Annotated in this window: 21 protein-coding genes, 4 tRNA genes and 1 rRNA gene; 15 read left to right on the top strand and 11 right to left on the bottom strand. The window is 34.9% G+C overall.

Going from position 1 to position 19,507, the window contains the following annotated elements; genetic code table 11:
* Positions 1–155 precede the first annotated feature (155 nt).
* The 3 genes from rrf (at position 156) to FLP_RS17250 (ending at position 503) form a co-directional block, all read left to right on the top strand.
* Positions 156–265, top strand: a 5S ribosomal RNA gene (rrf, locus tag FLP_RS17260).
* Positions 266–337: 72 nt separating this feature from the next.
* A tRNA-Phe gene (locus tag FLP_RS17255) sits at positions 338–410 on the top strand.
* Positions 411–417: 7 nt separating this feature from the next.
* A tRNA-Leu gene (locus tag FLP_RS17250) sits at positions 418–503 on the top strand.
* A gap of 85 nt (positions 504–588) precedes the next feature.
* Here FLP_RS17250 and FLP_RS17245 read toward each other — a convergent pair.
* Positions 589–1,026 (bottom strand): PepSY-like domain-containing protein, encoded by a 438-nt coding sequence (locus FLP_RS17245; RefSeq protein WP_083195898.1) that lies wholly within the window; start codon positions 1,024–1,026, stop codon positions 589–591.
* 137 nt (positions 1,027–1,163) lie between these two features.
* On the opposite strand from FLP_RS17245, the gene FLP_RS17240 reads away from it, so the two are divergent.
* The 12 genes from FLP_RS17240 (at position 1,164) to FLP_RS17185 (ending at position 11,965) form a co-directional block, all read left to right on the top strand.
* The gene (locus FLP_RS17240) at positions 1,164–1,700 is read left to right on the top strand and encodes a GNAT family N-acetyltransferase (protein ID WP_083195897.1); all 537 of its coding nucleotides are present in this window, start codon (positions 1,164–1,166) and stop codon (positions 1,698–1,700) included.
* 33 nt (positions 1,701–1,733) lie between these two features.
* On the top strand, positions 1,734–2,753 hold the full coding sequence (locus FLP_RS17235) for a proline iminopeptidase-family hydrolase (protein ID WP_065450770.1): 1,020 nt from the start codon (positions 1,734–1,736) through the stop codon (positions 2,751–2,753).
* A gap of 224 nt (positions 2,754–2,977) precedes the next feature.
* Positions 2,978–3,475, top strand: coding sequence for a thiol peroxidase (gene tpx / locus FLP_RS17230; RefSeq protein WP_065450769.1), 498 nt, complete (start codon positions 2,978–2,980; stop codon positions 3,473–3,475).
* A 9-nt stretch (positions 3,476–3,484) separates the two neighbouring features.
* Positions 3,485–3,859: a diacylglycerol kinase gene (locus tag FLP_RS17225; protein ID WP_065450768.1), complete on the top strand. Its 375-nt coding sequence runs from the start codon at positions 3,485–3,487 to the stop codon at positions 3,857–3,859.
* A gap of 18 nt (positions 3,860–3,877) precedes the next feature.
* Positions 3,878–6,325: a DNA translocase FtsK gene (locus FLP_RS17220; protein WP_065450767.1), complete on the top strand. Its 2,448-nt coding sequence runs from the start codon at positions 3,878–3,880 to the stop codon at positions 6,323–6,325.
* A gap of 73 nt (positions 6,326–6,398) precedes the next feature.
* Positions 6,399–7,025, top strand: coding sequence for an outer membrane lipoprotein periplasmic chaperone LolA1 (gene lolA1, locus FLP_RS17215; protein ID WP_483294815.1), 627 nt, complete (start codon positions 6,399–6,401; stop codon positions 7,023–7,025).
* Between the two features lie 8 nt (positions 7,026–7,033).
* Positions 7,034–8,491: an LptF/LptG family permease gene (locus FLP_RS17210; protein ID WP_065450766.1), complete on the top strand. Its 1,458-nt coding sequence runs from the start codon at positions 7,034–7,036 to the stop codon at positions 8,489–8,491.
* Positions 8,492–8,493: 2 nt separating this feature from the next.
* Positions 8,494–9,627 (top strand): 3,4-dihydroxy-2-butanone-4-phosphate synthase, encoded by a 1,134-nt coding sequence (gene ribB / locus FLP_RS17205; RefSeq protein ID WP_065450765.1) that lies wholly within the window; start codon positions 8,494–8,496, stop codon positions 9,625–9,627.
* Position 9,628: 1 nt separating this feature from the next.
* On the top strand, positions 9,629–10,027 hold the full coding sequence (locus FLP_RS17200; protein ID WP_065450764.1) for an acyl-CoA thioesterase: 399 nt from the start codon (positions 9,629–9,631) through the stop codon (positions 10,025–10,027).
* 140 nt (positions 10,028–10,167) lie between these two features.
* Positions 10,168–10,252, top strand: a tRNA-Ser gene (locus FLP_RS17195).
* Between the two features lie 144 nt (positions 10,253–10,396).
* A tRNA-Ser gene (locus FLP_RS17190) sits at positions 10,397–10,484 on the top strand.
* 260 nt (positions 10,485–10,744) lie between these two features.
* Positions 10,745–11,965 (top strand): site-specific integrase, encoded by a 1,221-nt coding sequence (locus FLP_RS17185; RefSeq protein WP_065450763.1) that lies wholly within the window; start codon positions 10,745–10,747, stop codon positions 11,963–11,965.
* A 123-nt stretch (positions 11,966–12,088) separates the two neighbouring features.
* Here FLP_RS17185 and FLP_RS17180 read toward each other — a convergent pair whose 3' ends face one another.
* From FLP_RS17180 to traJ, 10 genes are read right to left on the bottom strand one after another with little or no spacing between them, the layout of a single operon-like run.
* A complete protein-coding gene (locus FLP_RS17180) occupies positions 12,089–12,379 on the bottom strand; it encodes a helix-turn-helix domain-containing protein (protein ID WP_065450762.1) in 291 nt (96 codons plus the stop codon).
* A 39-nt stretch (positions 12,380–12,418) separates the two neighbouring features.
* The gene (locus FLP_RS17175; RefSeq protein ID WP_065450761.1) at positions 12,419–12,856 is read right to left on the bottom strand and encodes a hypothetical protein; all 438 of its coding nucleotides are present in this window, start codon (positions 12,854–12,856) and stop codon (positions 12,419–12,421) included.
* A 42-nt stretch (positions 12,857–12,898) separates the two neighbouring features.
* Positions 12,899–13,183 (bottom strand): hypothetical protein, encoded by a 285-nt coding sequence (locus FLP_RS25785; protein WP_065450760.1) that lies wholly within the window; start codon positions 13,181–13,183, stop codon positions 12,899–12,901.
* A gap of 14 nt (positions 13,184–13,197) precedes the next feature.
* Entirely contained in the window at positions 13,198–14,253 is a 1,056-nt protein-coding gene (locus FLP_RS17165; RefSeq protein WP_065450759.1) for a hypothetical protein, read from the bottom strand.
* Between the two features lie 9 nt (positions 14,254–14,262).
* Complete coding sequence (locus FLP_RS17160; RefSeq protein WP_065450758.1) at positions 14,263–15,060, bottom strand: hypothetical protein; 798 nt, start codon at positions 15,058–15,060, stop codon at positions 14,263–14,265.
* A 28-nt stretch (positions 15,061–15,088) separates the two neighbouring features.
* On the bottom strand, positions 15,089–15,934 hold the full coding sequence (gene traN / locus FLP_RS17155) for a conjugative transposon protein TraN (protein ID WP_065450757.1): 846 nt from the start codon (positions 15,932–15,934) through the stop codon (positions 15,089–15,091).
* Positions 15,935–15,952: 18 nt separating this feature from the next.
* The gene (traM, locus tag FLP_RS17150; protein ID WP_317044571.1) at positions 15,953–17,191 is read right to left on the bottom strand and encodes a conjugative transposon protein TraM; all 1,239 of its coding nucleotides are present in this window, start codon (positions 17,189–17,191) and stop codon (positions 15,953–15,955) included.
* A gap of 49 nt (positions 17,192–17,240) precedes the next feature.
* Positions 17,241–17,726, bottom strand: coding sequence for a hypothetical protein (locus tag FLP_RS17145; protein WP_065450755.1), 486 nt, complete (start codon positions 17,724–17,726; stop codon positions 17,241–17,243).
* A gap of 13 nt (positions 17,727–17,739) precedes the next feature.
* A complete protein-coding gene (gene traK, locus FLP_RS17140) occupies positions 17,740–18,360 on the bottom strand; it encodes a conjugative transposon protein TraK (RefSeq protein WP_065450754.1) in 621 nt (206 codons plus the stop codon).
* 17 nt (positions 18,361–18,377) lie between these two features.
* Positions 18,378–19,487: a conjugative transposon protein TraJ gene (traJ, locus tag FLP_RS17135; RefSeq protein WP_262496263.1), complete on the bottom strand. Its 1,110-nt coding sequence runs from the start codon at positions 19,485–19,487 to the stop codon at positions 18,378–18,380.
* Positions 19,488–19,507 lie beyond the last annotated feature (20 nt).

The raw sequence follows: 19,507 nt of genomic DNA, 5'->3' as shown, positions 1-19,507 counted from the left end.
ACTAATAATCCGTAAGCTTATGTACACCCTTTTCCCCCGATGCAAGTCGGGGGGAGAAACTTTCTAATAAATAAAATACTTTTCTTTATCTCAGTATGTTAAGATATTGTGTAATGTTGACTAGCTAAAGCTAATCACCCATTGCAAAACGGCCTTAAGGTGGTTATTGCGGCGGGGCTCACCTCTTCCCATCCCGAACAGAGTAGTTAAGCCCGCCTGCGCAGATGGTACTGCAGTTATGTGGGAGAGTATGTCGTCGCCTTTCTTTGAAAAACCCTGTTTCTAACGAACCAGGGTTTTTTATTCTAAATTTTGCTTATTTAATTATAAGTAATATGGTACCTTAGCTCAGATGGTAGAGCAATGGACTGAAAATCCATGTGTCCCTGGTTCGATCCCTGGAGGTACCACAAAAATGCTCGGATGGTGAAATTGGTAGACACGCTGGACTTAAAATCCAGTGAACAGCAATGTTCGTGCGGGTTCAAGTCCCGCTCTGAGTACTAAAAGCTTCAATTAGTTAATCTAATTGAAGCTTTTTTTTTAGAAGTAAAGTAAAATTTTTTCTACGATTTATTTGGAAATCTTTTATTCGTCCTTTTTATCTTTTAAAATTTTACCCTCTTTGGTAAATTCCAAATCTATATTGTTTGTTAAATCCACGTCAAGATCCTTGTGTCCATAATCGATATGGGTAATTTTTTCATTTGGATGATTTTTTGATACATAATCTTTTACTGGTGCGGGAATAAATGCAGTTGGAATAGGTTTTTTACCTCCGTCTACTTCACGATAAGAACCGTCTTTCCAGAACTCTATTTCCGTTCCGTTTTTTAACTTCACTTCATATCCTTTTTCACCGTGTTCAGCATCTTTTTTTACAACGTCTATTTCTCGATTGCTAAAGTGTTTTTTTAAAAAATCCTGTGCCGGTTTTGGCAATTCAGTAACTTCAATTTTCTTCTGCGCATTAGCCGATATTGTAAAACCAAGGAACATTACGGCAATTATGATTATCTTTTTCATGATTTTAATATTTAAAATTATTAATTTTCTTTCACTAATTTACAACAAGCATTAATACATTCAAATCAATTTAAGAAACCTTTATTATTTTAAAAACAGGATTTCTTATATTGTAACTTATTATAATTAAAAACGTTATGAGAAATTCTATTGTAATAAAAGTGGCTACTATTCATGATTTAGATGGGATAATAAAACTGCAAACGGCCAATCAGACTTTTCGAGGCGGGACATTATCAGGAGAATTAACAGCATATCAAATCAAGGAAATGATGACTGATATGCCACAAATTATAGCTAAGTTTGACAATGAAATTGTCGGTTTTTTATTGACAACATCAAAATCTGTACACAATAAACGTGAATTTCCCATTGTGGATGCTATGTTAGCGTCTTATTTGGGTTCTCCAAATTCCTATATTTATGGGCCTATTTGTGTGAGTCAAAATCAACGCGGAAACGGATTGGCGCAACTTATGTTTCAGGAACTCTTAAAATTAGAACCTAATCGAGAAGGAATTTTATTTATTAAAAGTGATAACCTCACGTCCTTGAGGGCACATGAAAAAATGCGAATGAAAAAAGTAAGCAGCTTTTATTTTAATAATGCTGATTTTGATGTGTATGCTTATTTCTTTCCTATTAAAAAAGATAATAATTTAATAATGAAATAAAAAAACGTTATAAATAACTCTAAATAAAAACACATGCGTTATCTAGTAATTCTGATTATCACTTTTGTAATTATTTCCTGTAAAAATGAAACCAAATCGACATCACTTTCCAGTTATTTCAATTATCAAGAAAGTAGTGGTGTAGAATCGGCAGGAATAAAAATGATTCCAATAAAAACTGCTGTAGGAGAATTTAAAGTTTGGACTAAACGTTTTGGTAGCAATCCCAAAATTAAAGTACTGCTATTACATGGTGGTCCGGCAATGACACACGAATACATGGAATGTTTTGAGACTTTCTTTCAACGAGAAGGATTTGAATTTTATGAATATGATCAATTGGGTTCCTATTATAGTGATCAGCCAAAAGACAGCAGTTTATGGACAACGGAACGCTTTGTTGACGAAGTTGAACAAGTACGAAAAGCAATCGGAGCTGATAAAAATAACTTTTATATTTTAGGGAACTCTTGGGGCGGAATTCTTGCGATGGAATATGCGCTTAAATACCAGCAAAATATGAAAGGGTTATTGGTTGCTAACATGATGGCCAGTGCACCGGATTATGGAAAATATGCTGATAAAGTACTATCCAAACAAATGAAACCTGAAATATTAGCAGAAATTAGATCACTTGAAGCTAAAAAGGACTTTAATAATCCGCGTTATATGGAATTGCTTATTCCCAATTATTATCAACAACATTTATGTCGTTTAAAAGATTGGCCTGACGGATTAAACCGCGCCAGTAAACATGTTAATAATGAGATTTATACTATGATGCAAGGTCCGAGTGAATTTGGCATTAGCGGTCGATTAGCAAAATGGGACATTAAAAAGCGTTTACCCGAAATTACAATTCCTACCTTAATGATCGGTGCGAAATACGATACTATGGATCCAAAAGCAATGGAGGAACAAAGTAAATTAGTAAAAAAGGGGCGTTATTTATATTGTCCAAATGGAAGCCACCTTGCTATGTGGGACGATCAAAAAGTTTTTATGAATGGAGTAATTGAATTTATAAACGATGTTGATTTAGAAAAAATATAATCTTTCATAATAAAACAATATAGCTATAGGCTCAGATTAAGAGTAAGTATATATTTCGTTATAATGGGTATTAATTTACTTTAACCATATGCCTTAGAGGAACAAACCACACATTGTTCCCTTCGTCAAATTCTACTCTTAATCTATACTTAAACGCATAACAAATACTTTTAGTTTCAAATATTAATCCTTACTTTTGAGCCTCATTAATTTAAACAAACATCATGGCTTCAATAACATTAGGAGGAAATCCAATACATACTTCAGGCGAATTACCAACAGTAGGTTCACAACTAGCTGATTTCAAATTGGTACAAAATGATTTGTCTGTTGCTTCATTAAGTAACTTCGCGGGGAAAAAATTAGTTTTAAACATTTTTCCAAGTGTTGATACCGGAACTTGTGCGACATCTGTTAGAAAATTCAACGAAAGCGCGAGCGGTTTAGAAAACACAACTGTTTTATGTATCTCAAGAGATTTGCCATTTGCCCAAAAACGTTTTTGTGGTGCTGAAGGATTGGAGAATGTAGTAAACTTATCTGATTTTCAAGCTGGAACTTTTGGTAAAACAAATGGTTTAGAAATCGTTGACGGACCTTTAGCAGGTTTGCATTCAAGAGCTATAATTGTTGTTGATGAAAACGGAAAAATTGTCCATACGGAACAAGTTGCTGAAATCGCAAATGAACCAAATTACGAAGCAGCTTTAGCAGCACTATAATACCTATAAATGGAATTTCAAAAAGATAATACTTTTGTTACTGGTCGTTTAAAAAGCATGACATATGCGTTTAACGGAGCTGTAAAACTTATAAAAACAGAACATAGCATTATGGTTCAATTCTCATTGGGAATTGTTATGACCATTGCCGGGTTTTATTTTCACATTTCACAAACCGAATGGCTTTGTCAAACCTTAGCCATAGGTTTAGTCTTAAGTGTTGAAGGATTGAATACAGCAGTAGAAAAAATTGCTGATTTTATTCATCCTGATTACAGTAAACGAATCGGATTTATTAAAGATATTGCTGCAGGAGCGGTATTTTTTGCCGCAATGACCGCAATCGCAATAGGCTTGATCATTTATATCCCAAAATTTATCTAGGCAACAGTAAACGCAAGAATGGCAAAAACAACAAAAAAAGAAACAGTAGACAAAAAAAGCGCACCAAAAACTGAGAGGTTAAAATCTTGGATACCCAACAAACAGCAACGTTTTGTTTTGGGTTGTCTTTTGGTACTATTTTCTATTGCACTATTAGTTGCATTTATCTCTTTTTACGTCAACGGACAATGGCAAACAGATCAAAGTGCAGTAAGCCAGCTTGGTGATCGCTCTGAAGTAGTGCAAAACTGGCTCGGAAAATTTGGTGCTTACCTTGCCGATTTAATTGTTTACAGAGGTTTTGGACTTGCTTCTTTTGTATTAGTCCGTTTGTTTTTCTTAACCGGATTATTTCTGGCATTGGAAATGTCTACTAAAAGACTAAAAAGTATTTGGTTCTGGGATTTATTTGCCATAATTGTTGTTTCTGTTTTATTTGGATTTTTCGCCACATCGGCACCTGAATTAGGCGGAACAATTGGGTATGAGCTAAATTTATTCCTTCAGGATTACATCGGAAAAACAGGTACTTTACTGACCTTGCTTTTTGGGTTAATCATTTACCTTATTTTTAAAATTAAATTATCTCCGGAGAAGATCCAGTCTTATTTTGATTCTACTAAAAAAGAATTCAAATCAGAACTGGGGTCCCTAAAACCACAACAGGCAGAAAGCGCTTATAATCTTGAAGAATTTGCAATTGAGGAAGATCCTGAATTAGATAATATTCATCTAAAAACAGAAGATACGCAATTTGAAATCAACAAAGAAGCTTTAAAACCTACCATAAATCATTCATCAGAAATTGATTTGAATCCGGTTGTAAAACCTCTTCAAATGGATATAAAACCAGCAACAGTTGCTCCTGTGGTTCACACTGAAGAATTTGTTGTTGAAAAACCGGAAGAGGAAGATATTATCGAAGAAAACCTGGCTTCGCGCCTTGTAGCTGATTTTGGATTATTCGATCCAACTTTAGATCTATCGAATTATAAATTCCCAACAATTGATTTATTGAAAGAATATTCGACCGGGGGAATTACGATCAATCAGGAAGAATTAGAAGAAAATAAAAACAAAATTGTAGACACACTTCGTAACTACAAAATAGAAATTGCCCAGATTAAAGCAACAGTTGGTCCATCGGTAACTTTATACGAAATTGTACCGGAAGCCGGAATCAGAATTTCTAAAATTAAGAGTTTAGAGGATGATATTGCTTTATCACTTTCGGCATTAGGAATTCGTATCATTGCACCAATTCCGGGTAAAGGAACAATTGGTATTGAGGTTCCGAACAAGAACCCAACAATGGTTTCAATGAAAAGCGTTATTGGATCTGCGAAGTTCCAGGAAGCTGAAATGGAATTACCAATTGCTTTAGGAAAAACAATTTCGAACGAAACTTTTGTTGTTGATTTAGCCAAAATGCCTCACTTATTGATGGCGGGTGCTACAGGACAAGGAAAATCTGTTGGATTGAATGCTGTTTTAACGTCGCTTTTATACAAAAAGCATCCTGCGGAAGTAAAATTCGTTTTGGTCGATCCTAAAAAAGTAGAGCTTACCTTATTCAATAAAATTGAAAGACATTATTTAGCCAAACTTCCGGATACTGAAGATGCTATTATTACCGACAATGCAAAAGTGGTGAATACTTTAAATTCGCTTTGTGTTGAAATGGATAATCGTTATTCATTACTGAAAGATGCAATGGTTCGTAATATTAAAGAATACAACGAAAAATTCCGAGCCAGAAAATTAAATCCAGAAGCCGGACATAGATTCTTACCTTATATTATATTAGTTGTCGATGAGTTCGCCGATTTGATTATGACTGCCGGTAAAGAAGTCGAAATTCCGATTGCGCGTTTGGCTCAGTTAGCGCGTGCTATTGGTATTCACTTGATTATTGCCACACAAAGACCGTCTGTAAACGTTATTACAGGTTTAATTAAAGCGAATTTCCCTGCGAGGATCGCTTTTAGGGTAACATCAAAAATTGACTCAAGAACGATTCTTGATACACAAGGAGCCGATCAGTTAATTGGTCGTGGAGATTTATTATATACCAACGGGAATGATGTGGTTCGTGTACAATGTGCCTTTATCGATACTCCTGAGGTAGAAAAAATTACGGATTTTATTGGTTCGCAAAAAGCTTATGCCACAGCTTATTTGCTTCCTGAGTTTGTTGGAGAAGAAACTGGCATTAATCTTGATATGGATATTTCCGAAAGAGATACTTTATTTAGAGAAGCTGCGGAGATTATTGTCAATGCGCAACAAGGTTCAGCTTCATTATTGCAAAGAAAATTAAAATTAGGTTACAACAGAGCCGGTCGTTTGATCGATCAGCTGGAAGCAGCAGGAATTGTTGGACCGTTTGAAGGCAGTAAAGCAAGAAGTGTGAACATATCTGACTTAAGTGCTCTTGATCAATTTTTTAATAATGAACAAAATTAATCCAATCATGAAAACAAAAATTCAGGAAATCCAAAACAATTCTATTACTAAGATGACTAAAAAGTGCTTTCAAATGGCAGTTATATTGCTTTTGAGTTTCACTTCTATTCAGGCTCAGGATAAAAAAGCCAAAGATTTATTGAACGAAGTAACTGCCAAAATAAAGAGTTACGACAATATTGTTATTGATTTTAAATATTCTTTGAATAACGCTAAAGAAAACATCAACCAGGACAGCAAAGGAAATGTAACCATGAAAGGCAATCAATATGTATTGAATTTTATGGGTGTGACTAAAATATTTGATGGTCAAAAAACATATACAATTGTTCCTGAAGATGAAGAGGTTACTGTTTCTAAAGTAAACGAAAAAGACGATGCAGCTATTACACCTTCAAAAATGCTTACGTTTTTTAATTCCGGATACAAATATAACATGGATATTGTGCAAAATGTAAAAGGAAGAAAAATTCAATACATTAAATTAGCGCCTACAAGTGCAAAAGATCAAAGAAAAGAAATTCTTTTAGGTATTGATGTTCAGACAAAACACATCTACAATTTAATCGAAACTGGTAAAAATGGAACAAAAACCACTTTAACCGTTAATTCTTTTAAAACCAATCAGCCTTTATCAAAAAATCAATTTACATTTGTAGCGAGCAAATATCCAAAATACTACATCAACAAATTAGATTAATTACAAGGTTGAAAATTTTAGACAAATACTTACTAAAAACATTTCTGATTACGTTTACTACGGTATTCGTAATCCTTTTTTTTATATTCATACTTCAAACCGTCTGGCTTTTTATATCTGAACTTGCAGGTAAAGATCTGGATTTGATTTTGGTTGTAAAGTTCCTGTTGTTCTCGATGCCGCGAATCATTCCGCTGGTTTTACCATTATCGGTTTTACTGGCTTCGATTATGACTTTTGGAAATTTAGCCGAAAACTATGAGTTTGCTGCGATGAAATCTTCTGGTATATCTCTTCAGAGGGCAATGAGAGGCTTGATTGTCTTTATTTTTGTTTTAAGTATTGTCGCATTTTGGTTTGCCAACAATGTGATTCCATACGCTGAATATAAATTTATGAATTTCCGGAAAAATATCGCTCAGGCCAAGCCCGCAATGGCCATTGCAGAAGGCCAGTTTAGTGATGTAGGCTTTTATAATATAAAAGTCAATAAAAAATCAGGTGAAAACGGAAATATCCTAACTGGTGTTACTATTCATGAAAAGCCAAATAACGTTGGAGAAAACAAAACTGTTATTAAAGCAAAAGACGGTAAATTAATAAGTAACGAAAAGTCCAGTATCTTAAAACTGGTTTTAAATGATGGATATTACTATCAGGATGTTACTCCTACAAAATATGAAGATCGGGCTAAATTACCTTTTGTAAAAGCAGCTTTTAAAAAGCAGGTAATCAATATTGATTTATCGGAATTAAATAAAGTTGATGAAGACAAGGAAAGTGTTGGTAGTACAAACGCAATGCTAAATGTAAACGAATTGCGGTACACTTTAGATTCATTAAATAAAAATCTGGATAACGAAATTCTTTCTTTTTCAGAGAATATCAACCAGCGCGTTGGCATTAGAAAAGCTCCGGTAGCAGCAATTAATGTAAATAAAAAGAAAAAGCCATTGCCTGATAATCTTTTGTCTTTATATACGACAAAACAAAAATCAGATATCCTTAAAATGGCGGGAAGTAATGTTGTCAGTAACATTTACTCTATTGAAACTACGCAAAAAGATCTAAAAGATAAACAGCGCGACATCAATAAACACTTAACAGCTTTGTACGAAAAGTTTGTAATTGCTTTTGCATGTTTTTTAATGTTTTTTATTGGGGCTCCATTAGGTGCTATTATCCGAAAAGGCGGACTTGGTTTGCCAATTGTATTTGCAGTTTTAATTTTTATTACTTTCCACTTTATCAATACTTTTGGAAAAAGACTCTCGCAAGAAGGCGGAATGTCTCCTTTTATGGGATCATGGATGTCTTCATTTGTGCTATCACCATTGGCTGTGTTGTTAACCTATCGTGCAACAAACGACAACGGATTAATCAACTTTGATGCGATTACCACTCCAATTTCACAACTATTTCAAAAAATTTCCGAGCGGTTTTTTCCTGCTCAAAATCAAAAATAATTATGTCAACAACAAAAATACAACTGAATACCATTGAAGAAGCTATAGAAGATATTCGTCAAGGTAAAGTAATCATTGTGGTCGATGATGAAGATCGTGAAAACGAAGGTGATTTTTTGGCTGCAGCCGAAAAAGTAACCCCGGAAATGATCAATTTTATGGCTACTCACGGACGTGGATTAATTTGTGCTCCATTAACTGAAAGCCGTTGTAAAGAATTGGATTTAAGACCAATGGTTACCAATAATACAGATCATATGGAAACTGCTTTTACGGTTTCGGTAGATTTAAAAGGACATGGAGTAACGACCGGAATTTCTGCTGCTGACAGGTCTAAAACAGTATTAGCCCTAACAGATTCAAATGTAAAACCACACGAATTGGCAAGACCGGGACATATTTTTCCTTTGGTGGCAAAACAAGGTGGTGTATTAAGAAGAACTGGCCACACAGAAGCGGCTATTGATTTTGCAAGATTGGCCGGATTTAAATCGGCTGGTGTGATTTGCGAAATTCTAAATGAAGACGGAACGATGTCGCGTTTACCTGAATTGGTGAAAGTAGCTAAGAAATTTGATTTAAAATTAGTTTCGATTGAAGATTTAGTGGCTTACAGAATGCAACACGACAGTCTTATCGTTAAAAAAGAAGATTTTGATATCGAAACCCGTTTTGGAACTTTTAGATTAAGAGCTTACGAGCAAACAACCAACAAACAAATTCATATTGCCCTAACAAAAGGAACCTGGAATCTTGGAGAACCTATCTTAACCAGAATTCACTCTTCGCAAGTAAATAATGATTTATTAGGAACTTTAACAAACAATGCTGAACAACAATTAGACGGTATGTTTAAAGTTATTAATGAAAATGGGAAAGGTGCTGTAATCTTTATTAATCAGGATATGCAGGCAGTAAATTTATTAAGTAGAATCTCTGAACTTAAAGCTTTACAGGCAGAAGGAACAATGAAAGCACCAAAAGTAGTCATTGATAGCAAAGACTACGGGATTGGGGCTCAAATTCTGCATGATATTGATATTTCTAAAATTAGATTGGTATCAAACACAGAGCAAACAAAACGTGTAGGAATGATTGGATATGGTCTTGAAATCACAGAATACGTAAGTTACTAATATGGGGACATTAGAAGAAAGAATTAAAAAATCTGAGACGCGTATATTTAAAGCCGTTTTTCCAAGTACTACCAACCATTATGATACCTTATTTGGTGGAACTGCTTTACATCTTATGGACGAAGTTGCTTTTATTTGTGCTACTCGTTTTAGCCGTAAAAAAGTAGTGACGATATCCACTGGACAAATTGACTTTAAAAAGGCGATTCCGGCAGGAACTTTAATTGAATTAGTAGCAAAAGTAGATAGTGTTGGAAGAACCAGTTGTAAAATTCATGTTGATATTTTTATGGAACAAATGTATTCTGAACTTCGCGAAACGGTAGTTTCAGGAACTTTTTCGTTTGTTGCTGTAGATGAAAACAAAAAACCAACTCCAATTTTAGACGATTTGGATTAATTTATTAAGAAAAATTATTTTTAGGAATACTGATAATTAAGTACTTAAAAATTAACTTAAAAAAATAGCTGAAAAAGTTTTTATAATCGGAAAAGCGCACTATATTTGCACTCGCAATCACAAAATGATCGCGACATACTGGAGAAATGGCAGAGCGGTCGAATGCGGCAGTCTTGAAAACTGTTGACTGTAACAGGTCCGGGGGTTCGAATCCCTCTTTCTCCGCTGAACTTGAAACCCTTAACGTTTGTTAAGGGTTTTCTTTTTTTATTATATTATTTTCTTTGTAAATAGTTCCAAAAAAAGTTTTGAGAACCGAAAAAGCGTCTTATATTTGCACTCGCAATCAGCAAATGATTGGTACATACTGGAGAAATGGCAGAGCGGTCGAATGCGGCAGTCTTGAAAACTGTTGACTGTAACAGGTCCGGGGGTTCGAATCCCTCTTTCTCCGCCAGATGAAGTTTCAGAAGAAACTTTAAAAGTCAAAAGCCTTTAAATACAAGTATTTAAAGGCTTTTTCGTTTTTTGTCACTTGTCAAAAAACACATATATTATCAAAGTACGGTGACCCTATGAGTGACCCCTATTTTTTTTCGCAAAAAAAAGCAAAAAAAGGGTCACTAAAAAAAGTGAATTGCCCGGGAATTCCCTGAAAACACTACAAACTTTCAGCGATTTTAAATCAATTTGATTATTAATTTAAAATTGTGAGTTATGTTAAAAGTAATTTTTTATCTCAAAGCAGGTAAATTCAACAAAAGTGGAGAATCTCCAATTTATGCCCGCATTTCGTACAAGAAGCAATCCATAACGATGGCGGCGGGTAAATCGATCTTAAAAGAAAGATGGCAATTTACTGACAACCTAAGAAGTGTTCTAAAACTTGAAAAAGAAAAGGTTATTAAGAATGCCCTGGATCTTTTTCTTCTTGGTATGGAGAAGAAGTTCAATGAACTTCTTAAAATTGATCAGGATTTTTCATTGCAATTACTCAAAGATGAATTTAAAGGAGAAACAGCCGTAAAAGAAGATTCTGTAAGCATAATCGAAATTATGAACAGGCATAATGAGTTCTTTAAAAGAAAGGTTGATGCCGGAGAGCGATCAAAGGCTTCCTACCAGAAATATGAACGTGCAAAAGATTTGCTTATCACATTTATGACAAAGCAGTATGGAATACAAGATATTTCTTTGCCAGAAGTGAACAGTGCCTATGTTTACAATCTTGAAGCATTTCTTAAATATGACAGCAGCTTTAAAGGCAAAACAGGCATTCAAAATAACTCGGTAGTCAAATACATGCGCATGTACAAAACAGCATGTAAATACAGCATCAGAATGGGTATAATAGACAAAGACCCTTTTAATGTTTATGATGGTAAACTGCATGTCACAGATGCTATATTTCTTACTCAGTACGAATTAAATTTAATTGAAAACAAGAAATTTTCAGTTAAACGCCTAGAAAAGGTTAAAGATGTTTTTCTGTTTAGCTGTTATACGGGATATGCACCTGTAGATGCCGCTAACCTTACATCCAATAACATATCTTCGGATGGAAATGATAATCTTTGGATTATGACCAATAGGGCAAAAACAGCTATTAGGGCAAATGTCCCTATCCTTCCTCCCACCTTGGCGATTATTAATAAATACAGGAACATGCAAATTGGACTGATCCCAAAGTTATCTAATCAAAAAATGAATGCTTATCTAAAGGAAATTGCTGATTTGTGCGGTATCGATAAACACCTCACTTGGTATGTAGCGAGACATACGTTTGCAACAACCGTGACTTTAGGTAATGGAATAAGAATAGAGAATGTTTCAGCGATGATGGGACATACTAATATTAAACAGACCCAACATTACGCTAAGGTACTGGATATGAATATTATGGAAGACATGTCAAAATTAAAACAAAAGTATACTTGAACAATTAGCCAGTTATACACCGACTAACTAATAAAAAAAGGCAAAAGAATTCACAAATGAATCCTTTTGCCTTTGCATTGAAATAGAATCTTATCTTACTTGTAGAAGTACAATCAATAATAATCACGGTTCGTTTTCGCTAAGTATTTTTTCTATTTTGCTTGATTCATACAAGTAAATATCACCTAATTTAGTATAAGGAAGTATACCCGTTTGACGGTATTTAATGATTGTATTATTTGAGAGTCCAAATATTTTCTTTAAATCTTCATTTCTATAATATCGTAAACTGTCTTTTGTATTGTTTCCTTTTATTTTTGAATCTATTTTTTCTAGTCTGGCATATAAAGGATCTAGCAATTGTTTGATTGCTACTATATAGGACATTTTAGTTTTGTTATCTTCTTTAGACATAATAGTTAATTTTTAGTATTGCATTTTAAGTGATACAGATTACCAGCAAATTAATTTTTCTCTCCGTTTTTCAAGTATAACAATAATATTCTCAAGAAATCTTATTTGCTTGTCTTTATAGGTAAATCCTTTTGACTCAGAAAACTGTTTACTTATAGTATCTATGTTTGTTTGAAGCCCTGAATCTCCTATATATGTAAAATTATTTTCTATAAAAAGCTGAATTTTGCTTCTATTACACTTCTGATTATGGTCATCAAAAAATAAAATTTTCTCATCCATAAGAATATAAAAAAGTTGTGCCAAATCGCTCTTGTTGAAATTAGAACTGCACTTCTCTTGTGCTAAGGCATTAAGTGACGAATTCCTTTTACTAAGGTTAGGTTTATTTTTTTCTAAAAACCTTTCTATTTCTTGCATCCTCCCATATAATTTTGAAACCGCATCGGGAAGTTCTTCAAAAGCAAACTTCTTCATAACATAAACTTTTTTTGCAATTTTACTTCTATATCAATGTCACTAAGAATTGAAATAAATCGTACTCCTTTGGTTTCTATTGCGTTTTGGAAGATAACTTATATAACCATACTCATTTAGTTCACGCATGCATTTATGGTATGTTACAGGCCCGGTTATCTTAGCTAACTTCATAATTTCATACCTATAGACCTCGATAGGATTAATAAAACCCTTTTCCGTCCTAAATTGGAGCAATGCCGCATATATACCAATATGCGTTACGCTAATACGGTAATCTTTTTCAATTGCCTTAAAGAAGTCCGATAAAGGTTTTAATGTTTTCATTATGTTTAAGTTTATCAGCTTATACGCATACTATTCCTTTTCGAATATTTCTCCTGCTGGCTCTCACTCGTTTTTTGAATTTGTTTTACAGTTTCCATTGTTTTATTACCCAATGCCGTTGAGAGCGTTATTTTTCTCGAATGTTCGTCATAAATATTTACCGATTTAAACTGAGGATTTGCTTCAATGTAAAACCGATGTTCATTTCCATTTTTAATCAAGGTTACAGGCAGCCGATTTCCTTGTTTTAAATCATCCTTTAATTTATCGGCTTGAGTTTTTTTTGATAATTCCTTTAAAGGAAGTTGGTGTACGGCTTTTTCAAGATCGTAACCATACCCGGAATGAAATTCTTTGATTTTATGATTGCCACTAGCATCTTTGTCGTTAAGATCTAGTTGTATCCAAGTTTTTTCCTTTTGAACCGCTCGCCCTGCCAACAAATTATAAGCCTGTGTTGTGTCAACAGAATTTTCTTGCTCAACTTTGAAGTACTGATTCCTGTTTTCTTCAGGTTTTAACTCATTATGCAGACTAGCTTTATAACCCTCAAATTGATACTGTCCGCTTTGGTCTTTAACAAAGGACAACTCATGATCCAGTCGTTCTTTTTCGTTGACGTAATAGGAAACCGGAATAGTAAATTGCTGGTGACCATGTTTGATTTGCTGATCAATTTGATTTGATAAATCTATAAAACCAATACGCTGCACTTGATCGTACAGCGCTTGGTTATTCTTCTGCTCTTCTTTTACATCCTTACGCACTGCAATTTGATCTATAAGCGGTGCGACAACTAGTTTACGAATGAGTCTTACCAATAAATTAGGATAAAGCTGTTTTAGAATCTTGTCCTTTTCCTGCTTGAGCATCTGCAAAGCAAAACGTTCATCAATATTTTTGCTGCCCTTATACTTTGTTCCAATTCGCTCGTAATGATGCAGCTTTTCTTTGATAAGTGACCTATTATTGGAAAGACTAAAATTAAACAGTTTACTAAAACGCTCTTCCCTGGAGCGCCACTGGTTCAATTCCATCTCTACTCTGTTTATGGGAAGTTGTTGGTTCATGATTACTAATTACATGGATTGACTTTTCTTTTTCTTCTTAGCTTCCTTTGGCACTTCTGGTCCATCATCATCGGCAGTTTGATTTTGCTTTTTACTGCCTTGTTTTTCAGAAGCTTGCTGGGTTTCGGATTGCTTTTCTTCTTTAGACTTACGATTATCAATGCGCTGCAAATTGCTGTCATATACATTAATTGTCTTGAATTGTGGGCTGGCTTCAATATACTGCTTAATCTCATTTCCTTCTTTTTGGAAAGTAGCGGATTGCAGATTTCCCTTTTTCAAAGAATTTATTAAGTCTTCTTTGTATTTTGGGATTTCCAGCTCTTTAATTGGATGCTTGGACAGTGCTGCTTCTAAATCATAGCCGTAATTCTGATGGTAATGGTTTAGTTTAAAGTTTCCATTAGATTCGGATTGCTTAAAATCGATTTGAACCCAAGAATTGTAAATTTCTCCCTCTTTATTGGTAAGATCTTTATTTACTGATCTGCCTTCCATAAGATTGTAAGCCTCTTTCATGGTTATGTTGCTGCCTTTATTGATATAAAAGGTTTGCTCCAAATTTTCTTTGGAATTCTCTTTTTGCAATTCCACTTTATAAGAATTAAAGAAATACATATCACTTTCTTTTGACTTATTGAAATTTAATGTAGCAGCAGCAGTATCATTACCATATTGCGCATTATGCGTCAAAGTGAAATTAGGTTCTTCTTTTTGCATTTTTTCTTTTAATTCAGACTCTAATGCATCTCCAAAACCAGTATACTTTAACTGGTCGCGTAAGTATTCAAAATTTTTCTCGTTCATGATTTCAATTTTTTAATTATTAAATAATTTATAGTTTGGGAAGTACAGTCACCTGTACCAGTTTTGTATTCTTGACATGTTCTTCTAAATGTCTGCCGCCATTTTTCTCCATTAGCTGTATGGCTAAATATTTTTTTTCCGGAATTGTAAATTTTGGCAGCGCAAACACAAAGATGTTTTCTGCTTCAGCTTGAATTTTATCAATATCATTCAGCATATAAATGGGCGTAATTTCAATTTCCTGTGAAGCAGTACGTTTTATTTTTTTAGTGTCGCGAATAAAAAAACGAAGCTGGTCTATCTCATAATTGATTTTAGAATTGTTGGTTATCTTTATCCTATAATACATTACTTCGTCACGAATAAAAATTCCATTGAGCCTAAAATCAATATCGTATTTACTTTCCTTTTGACCTCGCAGCTTTTTTTTGTCGTATAGCGCTAATTTTGAATATTCCTCAATATCCTGATCATTAATAATTTCATCTGAAAAATAAATTTCCTGTCCATCTGGCTTAGTTTTATTCAGCGTAAGATTCAGCTGCGGGAAATCTTCATTATAATCCAGCACGAAAGAGTAGAGTTTACCATCTGCAGTCACGACCGTAAGATTGGTCTGAAAAAATCCCTTTTGAGCTGCCTTAACCTGAAGGATGTTTTCAAGACCTTTTGCTTTTTGTACCAATATGTCGGGACTTCCTTTGTCGACACTTTTTATGGCAAAAGGAAATACAATATTGGTCGTTTTTGAATAGGCTATCATTAAAGAATCTGATTCTGTTTTAGATAAACGGTTTTTACTTGTTTGTTGTGCCAATACACTGATGGTCATAAATAATAGATGCCCCATCACCAATAGTTTAAAATTTTTCATCTGTATCTTTTTTAGTTTTTAATTGGAATCTTTTTGTTTCTGTTTTTCATCATGCAGCAGTACCTTATAACCTGCTTTTACAACTACTTTAACTAGTTTTACTTTTTTACTTAGCAGGCTTTTAGCCGCTTCAATTCCCGCTCCAGCTGCCTGAGCCCCCCAGGAATCGTCTAGTGATGCAACTCCTAAAGTTTGCATGGAGCGATCAGCGGATGCTTTGGCGACATCACGATTAATGGCTCCCGGAATATATATACCAACAAGTCCATCCATGTCGTAAACAGACAAATCCACCGGAAATAAGGAGTTGTTGTATCTAATACTACTAATGTTGATTGTTAGCCTTTCTCCCTTTAACGAAGCTGTTCCAAACAAAAAATTGTCTTTTGAAATTTTAATGCCATTTATAAATATGTCATTCATGAGTCGGAATTTAACTGTCGAGCCATTTACAATTGTTTGTGTTTCATGAATAATGGCTTCTACAGCATTCTGCATTGAATCATCATTTTCTAGTTCGTCTAAAGAGTAAAAACCATTCTGTTTATACTCAGAACTGTTCATTGTTTTGCTTTGTAAAGAAGAAACAGGATCTTCATACGCTTTGGTGGAAATGGTAAAGACTTGTCCACGCTGAGCCTCGGAAGCTTTTTTTAATTTTTCCTGTACCCTGCCCGGATGTTGGATATCCAAAATACTCTCCAGCATTCCACCGAGTTGCTGCAGTTCCGGATCCTGACTTTCCTGCTCTTCATTCATAGATTGCATCATTTGTTCCAGCCTGTCCACATCATTGGAATGGATTGAGGATTCATTTGATTTTGTATATCTGGCATAATCACTGTTTTGCTCTGGGACTGATACTGGCGTATTGATTGCTTTTTGCAATGCTTCCAATTTTTGATGCACTTTTTCTTCGTTTGGATCGCGATAAACGGATTTATTTAAACCATGTTGTTCTTTTGTTTGAGTAACAGCACTTCTGTCCTCAGTAGAATCAATCTGAAAGGACTGGCTCAAATAGTTGGGGTCTTTTTTGATAAGTTCATCAAGCTTTGCCGAATCAAGGGCAGCCAGATCGTAATAATTCATTTTATCGAGTGGAAGTCCTTCTTTCAGGTTCGCATTGGGTAGTTTTAGATTAAAACCTTTTTGCTGTGGTGCTGCCTGGTTGGCAGCATCCATTTTTCCACCGCCCAATGCCCAAAATATGGCAGTCAGAAATGGCAAAGCCAATATTGGCAGTACCAAGAGCATCTTACGATATTTTAAGGCCTTTAATGATTTTGTGTTTTGTTCCATGATATTAATTTTTAAGATGTGAGTAATAATAATTTTCTATTATTGTTAAACTGTCCAGAAGTCCGGGACGGTTTGACATAATATTGTCATAAGTTTTTTTTCCTGTCGGACTGCGGCCCAGACTATCCATATGTTTCCTAAAACTTGTGATTTTTTCAAATTCTGTTTTACTAATAATCGTATTGAGTTCAGGAGGCTTTTTTTTTAAGGATATATGATTGGTTGGTTTGGTAATCGGGGCTATTGTTATATTTCTAGATTTATTATTTGAAAAGCTATTCACAATTAGATAAATACTGCAACCTCCTGTAAACACTATAAAAGTGAATAGGACTACAATCCAATTGAATCGTGAAAAATGAGACGTTTTACGCTCTAGCCATTGTGCACACTTATATTGCAATCGAAGATTGGCCTGTTCAAATTTCTCCCAGATACTATTTTTAGTACCTGTAATAGCATTACTCTTTCTTTTAAAAGTGAGTTTCATAATCAGTAGTTTATTATTTTCTATTTTCAGTACTTATGTCCCGATTCTCAATAGTATTCCATCGCTCGATTAAAAAGCCATGCGGATTGTTGTCACTTCTCGATACATTGCGAAGGTTGCCTTCTGTTATAAGGTTTCGATGCGCAATACTGGTGGTACGAATGATATTTTGAGTAGCATAACATCGGAATCCATACGGATAGTTGTTAAGATCAATAGTCACACTGTCAATCTGTATGGTCTGGCTGACGTTCCCTGATATAATGCCGGAGTAGTAACCATTTTCCTTTAAATCATCATAGACCCGTTTGGCACTGTCATCCGCCAGATAAAGAGCCTTTGTTACATTGCTTTTAATGACTTTATCATCCGGGTCAAGTGTAAAAAACAGTTTATGGAACGTTTTTACATGATCTCTTGCCTCTACAGGAATGTTGTCTTTTCGGTCTGAAGCATAGGCTTCAAGTGCTTTTCCGTTAGCCAGTATATAAACCTTGTTTTGCATTTGAGATACCAGCGAGAAACTTTTATAAAGTGAAAAGCAGCTAATTAAAATACAGCCCGTAATGACCAGCATGGTAAATCCGCGAACATGTCGAAAGGCGGTGTCAATATTTTTCATTTTGCTAAACATAAACTTTGAATTTAGGGTTAAGATTTACCTTTTAATTTGTCAGCCATATAATTGTCCTTGTCCTTGAAGTAAGGAGCAGAATTACCGGAATCAGACATGCTTTGATACATACGTCCGGCAGCATTCCCCATAGCATCAGCTACCATTGTAGTTCCTTGAGATGCAGTATTGACCACGGAAGTTGTGGAATTACTAAACATACTGGTTACTTTTTGTCCAAGTGCACCGCCGCCTCCGGCATGAACAATGTAATTGGCAACAGAAGGAACAGTGAAATAGCCAATAATCCCAATAATCATAAAGACCAAATAGGCAACATCAGTCCTGCTAAAGAAAGTATCCCCATATTCTCCAGCTTGTGCAATATCAATTTTGAGCATATTCTCTTGAATTTTTCCGATGATGCTTCCAAATATGTTAGCCACGGGAAGCCACAGATAGATGTTGATGTAACGTGCCAGCCAGACGGTAAGGGTATGTTGAAAACCATCGAAGACCGAAATGCCAAAAACGATTGGACCTAAAATAGATAGTACCACCAATTGAAAAGTCCGCAGTGTATCGATGCACAGGGAAGCAGCTTCAAATAATACACGCAGTACCTCGCTCATCCACTCCTTTACTGAATTGCGGAAATTATAAGAGGCCTTGCTCATGGCAAATTTGATATCATTTCCAATACCATCCAGCATTCCCTGACCACTTGGATCTGCATCATCATGTGTATAGCGGTACCATTTATCCTGATCGCCGCTTCCTGTCGAACCCACATACATTTTCCAGGGATCTGTTTCTTTGAGTGCTTCTTCTTTTTCTTTAAGCAGTCTTTCAATCGCTTTATTCGATCCTTCTACCATTGCAGCAGTTGCTGTAACGGTAGGTTTCATTACACCATTGATCATATAGAGGACAGAGGGAAAAATCATAATGCAAAATCCGATAACAAAAGGACGAAAGAGTGGATAGAAATCTATGGGTTCAGCACTTGCGATATGTCTCCAGACTCTTGAGGCGATATACCACATAGCTGCAAAACCGGCAAGTCCTTGTCCAACGCCAATTAGGTTACTGCATAAAGGCATCATTTCATCATACAATTGTTCCAATACACTATGCAGACCGTTCATGTCGTCTGCAATTCCTTGTG

It is taken from the genome of Flavobacterium piscis (assembly GCF_001686925.1).
GTDB classification, from domain to species: domain Bacteria; phylum Bacteroidota; class Bacteroidia; order Flavobacteriales; family Flavobacteriaceae; genus Flavobacterium; species Flavobacterium piscis.
Note: the sequence above shows the minus strand (reverse complement) of the source record. Positions and strands in the feature narration are given on the sequence as shown.